This is a genomic window from Streptomyces sp. SID5643 (genome assembly GCF_009872555.1).
In the GTDB taxonomy this organism is placed as follows: domain Bacteria; phylum Actinomycetota; class Actinomycetes; order Streptomycetales; family Streptomycetaceae; genus Streptomyces; species Streptomyces iakyrus.
Window position 1 is genome coordinate 1 of the sequence record NZ_WWIC01000042.1, and the last position, 14,464, is coordinate 14,464.

Sequence of the window (14,464 nt, forward strand, 5' to 3'; positions counted from 1 at the left end):
CGCCGGCCCAGCAGGTCGGCGGCCCGGCCGCCCAGGAGCAGCAGACCGCCGTAGCCCAGGATGTAGCCGCTGACGATCCATTGCAGCGCCGAGGTCGACAGGCCGAGATCGGCACCGATGGACGGCAGGGCGACGCCGACCATGGACACGTCCAGGGCGTCCAGGAACATCGCGGCGCAGAGCACGAGCAGGGTGCCCCAGAGCCGTGGCGTCCAACGACCCTCGGACGCAGGGGAGATGAGCGGAGAGGTCATACCCCGGACAGTACATGCGTATGCATGAGATGCAAGTGCATTTAATTCAGGTGCAACAATCTCGGTTCTCTGTTACGGTGCGGCGCATGGCTCAGCAGGCCGAGCAGGCGCTCGTGGAACAGTGGCGGGACATTCTGGCGCTGCATGCGCGGACACAGTGCGAACTCGACCGTGCTCTGCACGGCCACGGCCTGTGCGCCAGCGACTTCGAGGTGCTCGACGTCCTCGCCGGGTGCCGCACCCCGAAGGGCACGCCGTCCTACCGCGTCCAGGAGATCTCCGAGCGGGTCCACCTGAGCCAGAGCGCGCTGTCGCGGCTGATCGCCCGGCTGGAGAAGGAGGGCCTCGTCGAGCGAGGCATGTGCTCCGAGGACCGGCGCGGCGTGAAGGTCTGCCTCACGGCGAAGGGGCGCGCGCTGCACGGCGAGGTGCTTCCCGTGCAGCGCGCGGTGCTGGCGCGGATGCTCACCGACGGCTGACCGCCCGCCGCCGGCTGATCACCTGCCGTCGGCTGACCACCCACCGCGGGCTGATCACCCGCGGGCCGCCGCTCAGATCGCCGACGCCTCCCGCCACAGGGCGGCGAGTGCCTGGTCGCCCGTGGCCTTCGGCAGCGGTGCCCGGTTCCACAGCGCCAGGTACAACTCCTCGGCCGGGCCGGACAGTTCGCACTCGGCGTCGCCGGAGGCGTCCCGCGTCGTCACGGGCGGTTCCGGTGACAGCCGCACGGTCCACACCGCGCCGGTGTCCTGCGCGCGGACCCGCAGGACGCGCGGCCCGGGGGTGCGTACCCGGCTCCTGGAGCGGGCGTGGAAGCCGCGCAGCAGTTCGTCGATGCCGTCGGTGGCGAACTCGGGGGTGACGCCGGTCGGGCTGCCACCGCGCGCGGACTCGGCGTCGACCCGGTGCACTGCCGTCTCGTGCGCCTGCCGACGGGCCCAGAAGTCCAGCGGCGACGGCGCGGGCAGGAAGGTGAAGCACTCCACGTCGGGCGAGGCGCCGGCCAGCGTACGGACGAGGTGCCGGTGGCTGTCGCGGTACCAGGCCACCAGCTCCGCGCCGTCCAGGCCGGTGGGTTCAGCCGTCGGACGGCGCTCGGTGAGCTGCTCCGCGACGAACGCGGCGGCCCAGCGGTGCACGGCACCCGTGTGCCGCAGCAGGTCGCGCACCTGCCACCCGGGACAGGTCGGCACCTTGGCGTCGGTCCCGGCCTCCTCGGCGGCCGCGGCCAGCAGCCGGCCTTCCTTCTCCAGTGCTTCGAGGAACTCGGCGGTCTCCATGGCACCGAGTCTTCCGCATGAAGCGCTCTCGAAGCCCGGGGATTTCCGGCGGCCGGCCCGCAGGCTACGGCAGCGGCGTCCCGCCCGTGGCGTTGACGATCTCGGCGGTGATGTACGACGCCTCCTGCGAGGCGAGGAAGACGTACGCCGGAGCCATCTCGGCCGGCTGGGCGGGCCGCCCGATGGGGGCCTGCTTGCCGAACGACTGGGTGTCCGGCAGGGTCGCCGGGATCAGCGGCGTCCACACCGGGCCCGGCGCCACCGCGTTGACGCGGATGCCCCTCTCGATCAGCATCTGCGCCAGCCCCTGTGTGAACGTGACGATCGCGCCCTTCGTCGTCGCGTAGTCCAGCAGATGCGGACTGGGCTTGTACGCCTGCACCGACGTGGAGTTGATGATGCTGCCGCCCTCGGGGATGTGCGGCAGGGCCAGCTTGCACAGCCAGAACATGCCGTACAGGTTGGTGCGCAGCACCCGGTCGAACTGCTCGGTGGTGATCGCCTCGATGCCGTCGGGCTGGGACATCTGGTACGCGGCGTTGTTCACGAGGACGTCGATCCGGCCGAACTCGTCCACGGCCCGCTCGATCAGCGCCCGGCAGTTCTCCTCCTCCCGGACGTCGCACGAGACGGGCACCGCACGGCGCCCGGCCGCCTCGACGAGCCGGGCGGTCTCGGCGGCGTCGTCCTTCTCGTCATCCAGATGGGTGAAGAGCACGTCGGCTCCCTCGCGGGCGAACGCGAGGGCGACCGCGCGGCCGATCCCCGAGTCCCCACCGGTGATCACGGCCTTGCGGCCCTCCAGCCGGCCGCTGCCCCGGTAGGACTCCTCACCGTGGTCCGGGGGCGGGTCCATCGGCCCCGTCCAACCGGGGTGCGGCTGGTCCTGGGAGGGAAACTCCGGGGTCGGGTGCTGCTCGCCGGGGTGCTGCTGTTCGGTCACGGGTCTGCCTCCTTGGCGCGTCGTACGGCCCGGTGATCACAACGGGCGTGGCCACGGGTACCCAGGATCACCGGCATCCCCCCTGGCAGCGTCTCCCCTTCAGTCCCCGGCCGCGCGCCGGGCGGCCACCCCCACCAGCGCCCCCACGACCGCCGCCACCGCCGCCAGCACCGCCACACTGGTCAGCGCGGCCGGCAGGGTGAACCAGTCCGCCATGAAGCCGATCGCGGGCGGGCCGAGGAGCATGCCCCCGTAGCCGAGCGTGGAGGCCGTGGCGACGCCGCCGGGGCCCGCCAGGGCGCCCGCGCGCTCCACCGCCACGGGGAACAGGTTCGCCAGGCCGATGCCCGTGACCGCGTATCCGAGGAGGGCAGCCCAGAAGGTGGGGGCGAGGGAGCCGAGCAGCATTCCGGCCGCCGCGGTGGTGCCGCCGGCGACGACGGTCCGGGTCCGCCCGAGGCGTTCCAGCAGCGTCGTGCCGGTCAGCCGTCCCACCGTCATGGCGAGCGCGAAACAGGAGTAGCCCGCGGCCGCTGCGCCCGCCGAGGCGTGCAGGTCCTGTTCGAGGTGCAGGGCGCCCCAGTCGGCCAGCGCCCCCTCGCCGTACGCGGTGCACCCGGCGATCACGCCGAAGACGATCACCAGTGCCCGGGTGCGGCCGTCCAGGCGGCGCGGGGCGCCTTCGGCGGGCAGGTCCCGCTCCGGAGGCACCGGCGGCTCGTGCCGCAGAAGCGTGGGGCCCGCCGCGGCGGTCACGACCAGGCCGACGAGGGTGAGCAGCAGCAGGTGCCGCGTGGGGGAGAGGGCCCCCGCCACCAGCCCGCCCAGCCCCGCTCCGACCATGCCGCCCAGGCTGAAGGCCGCGTGGAAGCTCGGCATGACCGGCCGCCGCAGGGCCGCCACGAGCTCGACGGCCGCGCTGTTGAAGGCGACGTTGATCCCGCCGTACGCGGCCCCGAAGAGCAGCAGGACCAGGCCCAGCGTGAGCACCGAACGGGTCAGCGGGGGCAGGGCGACGCTCAGGGAGAGCAGGACGGCGCAGACGACGGTGACCCGGTGGTTGCCGAAACGACGGCACAGGCGCCCCGTGAGGGTCATGGTGACGACGGCCCCGGCGGAGACGCCCAGGAGGGCGAGGCCGAGGGCACTGGCGGAGGCGCCGGTCTGCGCCTTGATGGCGGGGATGCGCACGACCCAGCCGGCGAAGACGAAGCCGTCGAGGGCGAAGAAGACGGTGAGGGCGATCCGGAGCCGGGTGAGGGAGCTGCTGTGGCCCGGCACGTCCTTGTGCGTTCGGGTTTTGTTTATGTGCGGCACAAACTGAGGCTAGGTGGGTGCGGTGTCGGGGACAAGGTGCGACTCTGGGACGAGACCATCCGCTGAGGTGCGGACCCAGCCGCCGCAGGAGCGCAGGAGGGCACATGGGACGTGACGTGCCGGCCCTGGTGTTCACCCGGGAGGACCGTCGTCGCTACCGGGAGAAGATGCACACCGACCTCGAAGTGCTCGCCCGGATGCTCCACGAGTCGGGGTTCGAGAGCGAGCGCCCCCAGGTCGGTCTCGAGATAGAGCTCAACCTGGTCGACGACGCCGGACTGCCCGCGATGCGCAACACCGACGTGCTCCAGGCGATCGCCGACCCCGCCTGGTCGAGCGAGCTGGGCCGCTTCAACCTGGAGATCAACATCCCGCCCCGGCAGCTGACCGCCGGCGGCCCCGGCTCCTGGGAGCAGGCGATCCGGGACGCCCTGAACCACGCCGAGGACCGCGCAGCGGCGGTGGGCGCGCACCTGATCATGGTCGGCATCCTGCCGACCCTCGGCGAGTCGGACGTCAGCGAGTCCGCGCTCTCCGGCGACCCCCGGTACCGGCTGCTCAACGAGCAGATCTTCGCGGCCCGGGGCGAGGACCTGCGGATCAGGGTCGACGGCGTGGAGCGCCTGTCGACGTACGCCGACACCATCACCCCCGAGGCGGCCTGCACCAGCACCCAGTTCCATCTCCAGGTCGACCCCAAGGAGTTCCCGCACTACTGGAACGCCGCCCAGGCCATCGCGGGCGTGCAGATCGCCCTCGCGGCGAACTCGCCGTTCCTGTTCGGCAAGGAGCTGTGGCGCGAGACCCGCATCCCCCTGTTCGAGCAGGCCACCGACACCCGCCCCGAAGAGATCAAGGCCCAGGGCGTACGGCCCCGGGTGTGGTTCGGCGAGCGCTGGATCACCAGCGTCTTCGACCTCTTCGAGGAGAACGTGCGATACTTCCCGGCCCTGCTGCCCCTGTGCGAGGACGAGGACCCGCAGCGCGAGCTGGACAGCGGCGGCGTCCCCCAGCTGGGCGAACTGACCCTGCACAACGGCACGATCTACCGCTGGAACCGCCCCATCTACGCGGTCACCGACAGCGGCCCGCATCTGCGCATCGAGAACCGGGTGCTGCCCGCCGGCCCCACCGTGGCCGACATCATCGCCAACGGCGCCTTCTACTACGGGCTGACCCGCGCCCTGGTCGACGAGGACCGGCCGGTGTGGACGCGGATGTCCTTCTCGGTGGCCGAGGAGAACCTGCACACCGCCGCCCGCGACGGCATCGACGCCCGCCTGTACTGGCCCGGTGTGGGCGAAGTGCCGGTCACGGAACTGGTGTTGCGGCGGCTGCTGCCTCTGGCCCACCGGGGCCTGGAGCTGACCGGCATGGACGCCGCGTGGCGCGAACCCCTGCTGGGCATCATCGAGCAGCGCTGCGTCACCGGCCGCAACGGCGCCCAGTGGCAGGCTGAGATGGTGCACCACCTGGAGAAGGCCGGCATCGCCGACCGGCGGGAGGCACTGCGGCAGATGACCAGGACGTACATGGACTACATGCACATGAACGCGCCCGCGCACACCTGGCCCGTGGACTGACCTCAGGCGGGCCGGCCCTGCCACTGGGCGGCGGCCGTCAGGGGCACGGGTGCGGGCACCCGCGCCGACGTCGTCAGCTCGATCCGGCGTCCCTCGGCCGCCGAACGCAGCAGCGCGGTCATCGTCTCCAGCACGTGCAGGGCGAGTTCACCACCGGCGCGCGGCGCCCGCGACGCGTCGGCGGTGAGGAAGTCCAGCAGTCCGAGGCCGCGGGAGCCGTCCGCGTAGCCCGCGGACACCGGCAGGGCCCGCCATCCCGTGTCGCCGAGCGCGTGCAGGCGGACCTCGCCGTCGAAGCGGTTCGGGTCGGGCACCGCCAGGGTGCCGCTCTCGCCGTGCACCTCGATCGGGGCGGCCGTGGTGGCCACGCCGTCGAAGCTCGTCGTGAGCGTCGTCAGCGTCCCGTTCACGTGCTCCAGCACTCCGGAGACATGGCTGTCCACCTCGACCGGTATGCGCTCGCCCGCGCGCGGGCCGGAACCGATCACGCGCTCGGTGCGCAGCCGCCCGGCCGCCCCGGTCACGGCACGCACCGGCCCCAGCAGATGGACCAGGGACGACAGGTAGTACGGCCCCATGTCCAGCAGCGGGCCGCCGCCGGCCGTGTAGTAGAAGTCGGGGTGGGGATGCCAGCGTTCATGCCCCGGGGTGACCATCACGGCGGAGGCGAACTGGGGGCGTCCGATCCTGCCCGCCTCCACGGCCGCCCGCGCTGTCTGGATGCCGGTGCCCAGCACGGTGTCCGGGGCGCAGCCCACCCCGGTGCCCGCCCGGGCGGCGGCGCCCAGGACGGACCGGGCGTCCTCCAGGTCCGCCGCCAGCGGCTTCTCCCCGTAGACGTTCTTGCCGTGGCTGATCGCCCCGAGGGCTATCCCGGCGTGGGCCGCCGGGGTGGTCAGGTTCAGCACCGTGTCCACGTCCGGGCTGCTCAGCAGTTCCTCGGCCGACAGCGCCCGGGCGCCCGGGAGTTCGGCGGCGGCAGTGGCCGACCGGGAGGCGTCGAGGTCGGCGACCGCGGTGACGCGCACCCCGGGGTGGCCGGCGAGGGTGTCCAGGTACGCGCGGGAGATGACGCCGAGTCCTACGACCCCGACGCGGTGCGCGTCGCCCACAGCATGCCCCTCTCGATGATGGTGCGGACGTGCGGGTGCTCCAGCACGTCGACACTGTGCCCCGGCGTCGTCACCACGATCCGGCCGGCGCCCCACCGGCGGGTCCAGACCGCCGGTGAGGTGACCGGCCGGTGCCAGGGCTGCCACGACCGGGTGGGATGCGTGGTGGTGGCCAGGACGTCGATGAGATCGTCGTGAAGCACCCAGTACTGCTCGGTGTCCAGGGTGAACTCCTCGATGCCGGCCGTGATCGGGTGCGCCCGGCCGGCATCGGTGACGGTGACGGTGTGGGGCAGGAAGTTGTCCGCCGCCTCACCCCGGCGTTCGCACGGCTCCTTGCCGGGGTGTGTGGCGAACTGGCCCCCCACCAGGTGCAGATAGTCCGAGGAGGCGCGGAACGAGTCGACGATGCCGCCGTGCCAGCCGGTGAAGCCGGTCCCGGCCACGACCGCGGACGTCAGCCCCGCCAGCTGCTCGCGTGTGATCTCCGACATCGTCACGCACTGCACGACCAGATCGGTCGCGGCCAGTTCGCCGGCGTCCGCGTAGACCTCGGTCGACTCCTCGACCCGGACGGCGTATCCGTTGCTCCGGAGGAAGGGCAGGAACAGTTCCGTGGCCTCGACCGGCTGGTGCCCTTCCCAGCCGCCCCGTACCACCAAGGCTCTCTTCTGCGTCATCGTGATCTCACTATGCGCCGGTCGCGCGCGATCGGAAAAGAGGGCCGGACCTCACGAAAGTTTCGCGGCGGAGGCCCGGGCCGAGACCATCCAGCAGGCCGCGGTGTAGCGGACCCGGGTGCCCCGCACGAAGGGGTCGAAGGCCGGCCGGACCGCCTCGACGATCTCCGCCCGGGTCCGCTCGTCGGCCCCGGGCAGGACCATGCCGAGCGGACCGAGCCGCGTGAAGTAGGTGACGAGGTCCTGCTCGGGCAGGGCGCAGACCACGTCCACCGGCTGGATGTCGATCCCGGCCCAGCCGCTCTCCGTCAGGATGCGGTGGACGCGCTCCGGGTCCGCGAACGCGAACTGGCCCGGCTGGTCCGGCCGCCGGGCGGGCAGCTCCGGCAGGAACGGGGCCGCGGCGCGTTCCGCCGTCGTCATGAACGGGTTCTCCTCGGGCCCCCGCCACACCACGCACCGCAGCCCGGCCCCGTCCCTCACCGTGCTCCGCAGATTGCCGAAGGCCCGCACGGGGTCATGGAAGAACATGACGCCGAAGCGCGAGACGACCGCGTCGAATGCTCCGGGTTCGAACGCGTACTCCTGCGCGTCGGCCTGGATGAAGGACGCCGGTACGCCCTCCCGCTCGGCGTGCGCCCGGGCCGCCTCGATCATCGGCCCCGAGATGTCGACCCCCACGCAGTGACCCGTCCTGCGTGCGACGGCCCGGGTGATGCCGCCCGTGCCGCAGCCGACATCGAGCACACTGCCCGCGTGTTCGGCGGCCACCGCGTCGACGAGCAGCTCCTCGAACGGCCTGAACATCTCGTCCAGCAGCTCCTGGAGATCCACCCATGCGTGGCCGGCGGGCCCGTTCCAGCGGGCGGTCTGCTCGTCGTCGGATTTGCGTGAGGCATCCATCGTCGTCTCTCCTTCTGCTTGCCTTCGTCGGGACGGGATGACAGCGTTCTACTTCAAGTCGACTTGAGGTCAAGACAATGACAGACCTGGACATCGCCGAAGTGGCGCACCGCGCCGGTGTGCCCCCCTCGACCCTGCGCTTCTACGAGGAGAAGGGGCTCATCGCCTCGACCGGCCGGCGCGGGCTGCGGCGTCAGTACGACCCCGGGGTGCTGGAGCGGCTCGCGCTGATCGCGCTGGGGCGGACGGCCGGGTTCTCGCTCGACGAGATCGCGCAGATGATCGCCCCGGACGGGCAGCCGTGGATCGACCGGCGGATGCTGTCCGCCAAGGCGGATGAACTGGACCGCAGGATCCGCGAACTGGGCGTCCTGCGGGACTCCTTGCGGCATGCCGCCGCCTGCCCCGCACCCAGCCACGTGGAGTGTGGCACCTTCCGCCGCCTGATCGACGCGGCGGCGTCCGGCGGTGTCGCCGCGCCTGACCGGCGGGTGCCCGGCCGCCGTTGACGGGCCCTCGCGCTCGTGGTCCACAACTGGCTCCGGAGGGCGGGGGCCTGACCGCTGAGCGTCGGGCGTTTCGTGAGTCGATCCGGCTCCAGGCCGGGCAGCGGTTCGCGGCGGCTGAGAAGACTGCGGTGATCGCGAAGGACTCACGGGTGAGCGTGCGGTCAGTGGAACGCTGGCGCCGTGCCTGGCGCGAGGGCGGCACGAAGGCCCTGCGCTCGGCGGGTCCGGCGGACGCCCCGACCGTCACCGACGCCCATTTCGGCCATGGGCAGCGCCTCACGGGTTGAAGCAACCTTGTGGATCAGCGTCCCTTACGGCAGATCCGGGTGATCTCGGCGCCCTCCTCAGGGGTAAGCGGCCCGGTCGTGTCCGCGTCGCTCACCCCGAGTGTGGTGGCCAGCGCGCGCCCGTGCAGGTCCAGGGCGACCTCGAGGAGCCGGGTCTGTGCCGCGGCCGAGGAACGGCCCCTGCGCCACGCGGCGACGCCAAGGGCCACGGCCACCCCTGCGGAGGGCGGCCAGAGCAGCGCGAGCAGGCCGTACAGAGTGGCCCACGCGCCACGGACGGTCGCGTCGGCGAACTGGCCTCCGGCCGCCTCGACCTCGGAACGGACAAGGTCCGGCGCAACCAACCAGAACGCCGGCCATGCGAAGGTCAGATCTAGGCCGTAGCGCTCGTGGCTGATCGACTCGACAGCCTTGAACCGGTCACCGATCCAGGTGGGACTCGCCGGACAGGCCAGGGCGAGCCGGTTCGCCCGCGCCGCCAGCTCGTCGATCGCGGCCTGCATTTCGGCGGTTCGGCCGGGCATGTCGGCCAGGCGAAACCGCTCGTCCACCAGGGCGTTCCAACGGGCACGGCGGGCCGCGCTGCGCCGCCGTGCCAGGGGCCCCGGCCAGCGGCCGAGCCAGATCAGGCGAACTACGGCTGCCAGACCGCCGGCCGTGAGCCCGACCGCGGCGGCGGCGAGCAGCACACCGGCCACGCCGAGCGCCTTCCGGGCCGCGGACCATGAGTTGATTTCGGCCGCGAGCTTGTCCAGCGAATCGAGTGCGTAGTCGGCCTCGACCGCGTGCGCCCAGCGCAATTGGGCTCCGACCAGCAGAACGGTGAGGAAGAGCAGGCCGGGGATGGCGAGCAGCGACACCCAACGCTCAGCGAGCTTCTTGGCCAGTTCGCCGAAGAAGGTGGTCATCCGGTGGACCGATTCGGCATCCGCTCACCTGTCACCCGGCAGCGCGGCGACACCCCTGCCGGTCGCGGGCGCTCGGTACGCGAGCAGGCGTTGTCCGGGCAGCGAGCGATCTCCTCGTCGGCGTGACCGGGACCGAACGGCATCTCGTGCGGCAACCGGCTGTCCGACCTGACGACGTCAAACCGGATGAGTTGCTCCAGCTGGTCTGCGATCGGCGTGCGGTTCCGGGCCGCGGTCTCGATCGCCGTCAGTAGCGTCCGGTACTCCACCGGACGGCTCGGTATCGCCGCGCGGAGGTCAGGGAGACGTTCGCAGAGATGGGTCAACGCGAGCCGCTCGCGCTCCTCATCAGCGATATCTGTCGACACGTTGATTTCACCGCCTTCGCCGCAATCTACCCCCGTCAAGGCGACGCCACACTGACTTCTACGGTGACCGCCACGCAGCCCGACGAGCGGCCATGTGGAACGTATCCCCACAGTACGGTTCCTGTCTCGAAGTCCGCCCTGCTCCGCCCGTTGGCCACTGGCGAAGTCTCCGGCAACGGGCACCAACCTCTCCGTGTCGAAGACAACCGCCCAGTGCCGGTGCGACAGTTCCGTCCATGACTGCCTCGGCGCACCCCAGCGATCGGCTCCAACAACGAATTTCGGACTGGCAGCAGGGCGACTCCGAGGGTGTGCTGGACGACGAAGCCCTGGTCGAGGCCGCGCGATTGTGGTGGGTGCAGATCGCGGACGTCGGTGACGACTTCGTCGACTTGGCCCTTCACCTCCTTGCCTGGCTGCACTGGGCGCGATTCGAAAGCGGACCGCCGGACAATCGGCAGATCGAGCAGCAGTGGGCGTTCGAGTTCTTCCGTGTGCTGTGGCAGCGCAGGTCGACCGCGCCACCGCCGGAGATCCAGGAGTACTTCCGGGACACGAATCCGCCCACGATCGAGGACAGCAGGGCGCATGCCAACGCGATTCTCCGCGACGTCGCGGGCCATACGCTGACTCGGCGCAGGGACACCGGGATCCGTCTCTTCGCACTGTCGGACTGGCCGCCGGATCTCACCGCCGACGCGGCGCCGGAGCTCATGCGGGTGGCCGTGGCGCTGACCGACCGGTACGTCGAGAACGGTGCTCCTGCGGATCTCGATGCCGCTGTCACCTACGGCGAACGCGCACTCGACCTAGCGATCGAACCAGACCTGCTGCGCGCTGTACTGTTGCAGAACGTCGCCAAGCTGTACGCAGCCCGATTCGAGACGACCTCGGTGATGTCCGACATTGATCGGACCCTGGCACTGACCGGCGAGGCCCTGACCATCATCCGGTCGCTGCCCTCCGACCCAGCCGAACTGCTGTACGACCGCAGCGCCGCGCACTGGCAGCGCTTCTTGGCCTTCCAGTACGTGGATGACCTGCGGCAGGCAGTGGCCGACGGCACGGCAGCGGTCGATGCGCTGCCGCCGGAGAGCCCGTCGCGGGCGGCGGTCGGCACGCAGGTCGCCCGCCTGTCACAGATGCTTCTCCTGTACCCGGACAACAACCCGGACGGCCTGGGGGGCGGGACAGCGGAGCACATGACTTCCCTGCGGGCCGCCCTCGCCGGCGCGACCGACGACACCCAGGAGGACCACCGAATCGCACTCGGCATAGCCCTCACCGCCCACTACGAGCGGTCCCGGCAGACCGAGGACCTCCAGGAAGCGATCAGGCTCCTCCGTGACAACACACCCGGGCCGATCACCACGCCGTTGCTCGCCACGGCGCTGCGGATTCGTTTCGACGCGCTGGGCGACGTCGCCGACCTGGACGAAGCAATCTCCCTGTTCCAACGCGCCCAGAACTCACAAACCCGGATGACCGGGCGGGTGTCGGTGTCCGAGAACCTGGCCGAGGCCCTCGAAGCCGAATACCAAGTGCGGCCGGACCCGGAGCGGTTACGCGCCGCGATCGTTGTCGGGCGCACAGCCGTGCTCGCGGCCTGGCCGGAGCCGACCGCACCTGACCCCGAGCCGGGTCTGCTGCCCAACCTGGAGTCGCTGGCCCAGGAGAACCTGAAACGCCGGCTGCGCGCGGTCGACCGAACTGGCGACCACGACTTCGTGCTGTCCTCCGAGGCGATGACCGACGCCGCGTACCTGTGGTGGCTGTCCCAGCGGATGGCCGCGCGCGACCCGGCTTCGCCGCGTCCGGCCCAGGTCCGCGGCGTGCTCGGCGAATTCCATATGCTGCGGCACAACGCGATGGTCGACTCTGGCCGGAACAACGAGCTCGCACAGACGTTGATGCACTGGCTGCCCGCGCCGGAGGCGCTCCCGGAAGGCCTGCCCGACCCACTGAACCGCATCCTCGGACCGCGAGCCGATCCGGAGCGGCAGGCCTGGTGCGCCAACATCCTGATCAGCGCCGCCTCCCAAGATGGGGACCGGGCCGCAGTGAACGCTGCAGTGCTCCTGCTGAGCACCGCGATCGAGACCACCCGAGCCGACGATCCGCAACTGCCCGAACGGCTCGGCTGGCTGAGCGACGCCTACCTGATCCGCGGCGTGAACAACCAGAACATCGGTGACCTGGACAGCGCCGCCGAGCTGGCCGCCGAGGCAACGGCGCTGGCCCCGCACGACGCCGCCCAGCAGCACAAGCGGTTGGTCCGCGCCCGGAGTCTGCGGCTGCGCTTCACCCGGCGCACGACCACCCCGGACCCCGGGCGGACCAACGTCACCCGGCCCGCCATGCTCATGGAACTCGTGAACGGGCCCGAGGGTGCCGCGATCGCCGCAACGATGGACGCCGCGATGCAGGAGCTCCTGCTCAGCTTCCAATCCCACATGCCAACCACCGAAAAACAGTCCAGCCGGTTCTTGCGGGATTTTCGCAGCGCCGGCCTCGCGGTCGACCTGGAACTCGCCCTGCGTGCCGCCGAGGCCGAGACCATCTCGTACCAGGATCCCACCAACCGGGCCGGACACCTTGCACACCTGTCTGACATACGTTTCGAACGCTACCTGCTGACTCGGGAGAACGCAGAACTGACCGAAGCCGCCGGTCTGCTGGAGGAGGCGCTCGATCTGGTTTCACAGATCGGCCCTTACCGCGGACCACTGCTCAGCCGCCTGACCCGCGTCTACGAACAGCATTCCGACCTGACCGGTGCGCAGCTGGAGCGGCTGTGTCATCTGGCGCGCACCACGATCACCGACGCGATGGACAGCCTGACTGCGCTACGCGGCGCTGGCCGGCTCGCCCTGAACCACCGGCGCTACGACCTTGCCGTCACCTGCTATCGCGAAGCGGTCGCCCTGATGCGCGTCGCCGCGCTGGAGGAGATCGACCGGGTGGACCGGGCCGCGCGGCTCACCCAGATCACCGAAGTGGGCAGCGAGGCGGTTACCGCGTACATCCTGGCAGGCGACCCGGCCACCGCGCTGGAGACGGCCGAGGAGGCCCGCGCGGTACTGCTGTCGCTGGAACTTGATCTGCGCTCCGACCTGACGATACTCCGCGCTGCCCGGCCCGATCTTGCCGAACGCTTCGAACGCCTGCGCCAGTCGATCACCGCGGACCGAACCGAGCGCCCCACAGACGGCTACGTGCGCGCCACCCAGGCCTGGCAGAACCGCAACGCCTGGGCCAACCTGCTCGACGACATCCGCGGCGTCCCCGGCCACGAGAACTTCCTGCGGCCACTGGCCGCCGCCGAGCTGACCGCCCTGAACCTGCCCGGCCCGATCGTGCTGATCAACGTGAGCCGGTTCGGCGGCCATGCCCTGATCATCGGACCGGAGCCGGGTGTCCGCGCGCTGCCGCTGGACGGGCTGGACCATGAGGACGTCCGCTCGCACGCCTACGAACTGCTTTCCGCCACGGCATCCAGTGTCACCAACGAGATCCTCACATGGCTGTGGACCGCGGTGGTCGGACCGGTGCTGGAAGCAATCGGTTCGGCAACCCGGGTGTGGTGGGTGCCAACCGGCCTGCTCTGCGCGTTTCCGCTGCACGCCGCCACCGCCCCGCGAGGCCGGTCCGCGCTCGACCTGATCGAGTCGTCATACGCGCCGACGATCCGGCTGCTGACCCGCGCCGTGACTCGCGGTGCCGCGCCCGAGTCCGGCGACGACCTCATCGTCGCGGTGCGGCGTACCGCAAACGGAGCTGAACTGGCCGGCGCGGAGGCCGAAGGCCAGGCGCTGACCGAGCGCCTTCCGCAAGCCGTCGCGCTGCTCAACGAGGCCGCGACCCGCGAGAGCGTCCTGACCGCCCTCCCCCAGGCCAGCCGCGCCTACTTCGCCTGCCACAACTTCCGCGACGACGCCCACCCGCACCTGAGCGGTCTGGGGCTCTCCGACGGCCTGCTGACCATCGACGACCTGTCCCGCCTGGACCTACCGAAAGCCGAGTTCGCCCAGCTCTCGGCATGCGCCACGGTCATGCCCACCCCGGACGCCCCGGACGAGCTGACCCACCTGGCCGCCGCCTTCCAACTTGCCGGATTCCGCAGTGTGGTGGCCACCCTCTGGCCAGTCCACGACCTGATCGCTACCGAGTTCTCCCAGCTCTTCCACGATGCGGGCGGCCACACCAGGGCCGCCGCAGCCCTCGCCGTCGCCGCCCGCGCCCTGCGCGACCGCCACCCCGGTCACCCCGACCTCTGGGCCCCGTTCATGCACTATGGCCTTTAGCGACATGTGAGCCCCC

At 71.2% G+C, this 14,464-nt stretch carries 13 protein-coding genes and 1 pseudogene; 5 read left to right on the forward strand and 9 right to left on the reverse strand.

Going from position 1 to position 14,464, the window contains the following annotated elements:
• A partial coding sequence (locus tag GTY56_RS04945; protein WP_161362849.1) for an MFS transporter occupies nt 1–254 on the reverse strand: 254 nt, incomplete at its 3' end.
• A gap of 86 nt (nt 255–340) precedes the next feature.
• On the opposite strand from GTY56_RS04945, the gene GTY56_RS04950 reads away from it, so the two are divergent.
• Entirely contained in the window at nt 341–733 is a 393-nt protein-coding gene (locus tag GTY56_RS04950; protein WP_031103771.1) for a MarR family winged helix-turn-helix transcriptional regulator, read from the forward strand.
• A gap of 72 nt (nt 734–805) precedes the next feature.
• Here GTY56_RS04950 and GTY56_RS04955 read toward each other — a convergent pair whose 3' ends face one another.
• The 3 genes from GTY56_RS04955 to GTY56_RS04965 form a co-directional block, all read right to left on the reverse strand.
• Nucleotides 806–1,534 (reverse strand): maleylpyruvate isomerase family mycothiol-dependent enzyme, encoded by a 729-nt coding sequence (locus tag GTY56_RS04955; protein WP_161362851.1) that lies wholly within the window; start codon nt 1,532–1,534, stop codon nt 806–808.
• 64 nt (nt 1,535–1,598) lie between these two features.
• Nucleotides 1,599–2,477: an SDR family oxidoreductase gene (locus GTY56_RS04960; RefSeq protein ID WP_161362853.1), complete on the reverse strand. Its 879-nt coding sequence runs from the start codon at nt 2,475–2,477 to the stop codon at nt 1,599–1,601.
• Nucleotides 2,478–2,576: 99 nt separating this feature from the next.
• Nucleotides 2,577–3,758: an MFS transporter gene (locus GTY56_RS04965; protein ID WP_161362854.1), complete on the reverse strand. Its 1,182-nt coding sequence runs from the start codon at nt 3,756–3,758 to the stop codon at nt 2,577–2,579.
• Nucleotides 3,759–3,898: 140 nt separating this feature from the next.
• On the opposite strand from GTY56_RS04965, the gene GTY56_RS04970 reads away from it, so the two are divergent.
• A complete protein-coding gene (locus GTY56_RS04970) occupies nt 3,899–5,377 on the forward strand; it encodes a glutamate-cysteine ligase family protein (RefSeq protein WP_161362856.1) in 1,479 nt (492 codons plus the stop codon).
• Between the two features lie 2 nt (nt 5,378–5,379).
• On the opposite strand, the gene GTY56_RS04975 is transcribed toward GTY56_RS04970, so the two are convergent.
• From GTY56_RS04975 to GTY56_RS04985, 3 genes are read right to left on the reverse strand one after another with little or no spacing between them, the layout of a single operon-like run.
• A complete protein-coding gene (locus tag GTY56_RS04975; protein WP_161362858.1) occupies nt 5,380–6,489 on the reverse strand; it encodes a Gfo/Idh/MocA family protein in 1,110 nt (369 codons plus the stop codon).
• Complete coding sequence (locus GTY56_RS40310; protein WP_161362860.1) at nt 6,459–7,169, reverse strand: ThuA domain-containing protein; 711 nt, start codon at nt 7,167–7,169, stop codon at nt 6,459–6,461. The genes GTY56_RS04975 and GTY56_RS40310 overlap by 31 nt, the downstream gene beginning before the upstream one ends.
• A gap of 51 nt (nt 7,170–7,220) precedes the next feature.
• Nucleotides 7,221–8,072 carry a class I SAM-dependent methyltransferase gene (locus GTY56_RS04985; RefSeq protein WP_161362861.1) on the reverse strand — a complete coding sequence of 284 codons (852 nt, stop codon included), beginning with the start codon at nt 8,070–8,072 and terminating at the stop codon, nt 7,221–7,223.
• A 77-nt stretch (nt 8,073–8,149) separates the two neighbouring features.
• Here GTY56_RS04985 and GTY56_RS04990 point away from each other — a divergent pair, with 77 nt between their 5' ends.
• Nucleotides 8,150–8,581, forward strand: coding sequence for a helix-turn-helix domain-containing protein (locus tag GTY56_RS04990; protein ID WP_161362863.1), 432 nt, complete (start codon nt 8,150–8,152; stop codon nt 8,579–8,581).
• A 26-nt stretch (nt 8,582–8,607) separates the two neighbouring features.
• Nucleotides 8,608–8,841 (forward strand): annotated as a pseudogene (locus GTY56_RS41280) (helix-turn-helix domain-containing protein); the annotation flags it as partial.
• Between the two features lie 41 nt (nt 8,842–8,882).
• On the opposite strand, the gene GTY56_RS05000 reads toward GTY56_RS41280, so the two are convergent.
• Entirely contained in the window at nt 8,883–9,776 is an 894-nt protein-coding gene (locus GTY56_RS05000; protein ID WP_161362867.1) for a hypothetical protein, read from the reverse strand.
• A complete protein-coding gene (locus tag GTY56_RS05005; protein WP_161362869.1) occupies nt 9,773–10,144 on the reverse strand; it encodes a hypothetical protein in 372 nt (123 codons plus the stop codon). The genes GTY56_RS05000 and GTY56_RS05005 overlap by 4 nt, the downstream gene beginning before the upstream one ends.
• 236 nt (nt 10,145–10,380) lie before the next feature.
• On the opposite strand from GTY56_RS05005, the gene GTY56_RS05010 reads away from it, so the two are divergent.
• Nucleotides 10,381–14,448, forward strand: coding sequence for a CHAT domain-containing protein (locus tag GTY56_RS05010; protein ID WP_161362871.1), 4,068 nt, complete (start codon nt 10,381–10,383; stop codon nt 14,446–14,448).
• The last annotated feature ends 16 nt before the right edge of the window (nt 14,449–14,464 follow it).

Bases quoted from the DNA above. Each gene is read 5' to 3' on its own strand.
- GTY56_RS04950 (WP_031103771.1), top strand. From the start codon at position 341: ATGGCTCAGCAGGCCGAGCAGGCGCTCGTGGAACAGTGGCGGGACATT.
- GTY56_RS04955 (WP_161362851.1), bottom strand. From the start codon at position 1,534: ATGGAGACCGCCGAGTTCCTCGAAGCACTGGAGAAGGAAGGCCGGCTG.
- GTY56_RS04970 (WP_161362856.1), top strand. From the start codon at position 3,899: ATGGGACGTGACGTGCCGGCCCTGGTGTTCACCCGGGAGGACCGTCGT.
- GTY56_RS40310 (WP_161362860.1), bottom strand. From the start codon at position 7,169: ATGACGCAGAAGAGAGCCTTGGTGGTACGGGGCGGCTGGGAAGGGCAC.
- GTY56_RS04985 (WP_161362861.1), bottom strand. From the start codon at position 8,072: ATGGATGCCTCACGCAAATCCGACGACGAGCAGACCGCCCGCTGGAAC.
- GTY56_RS04990 (WP_161362863.1), top strand. From the start codon at position 8,150: ATGACAGACCTGGACATCGCCGAAGTGGCGCACCGCGCCGGTGTGCCC.
- GTY56_RS05000 (WP_161362867.1), bottom strand. From the start codon at position 9,776: ATGACCACCTTCTTCGGCGAACTGGCCAAGAAGCTCGCTGAGCGTTGG.
- GTY56_RS05010 (WP_161362871.1), top strand. From the start codon at position 10,381: ATGACTGCCTCGGCGCACCCCAGCGATCGGCTCCAACAACGAATTTCG.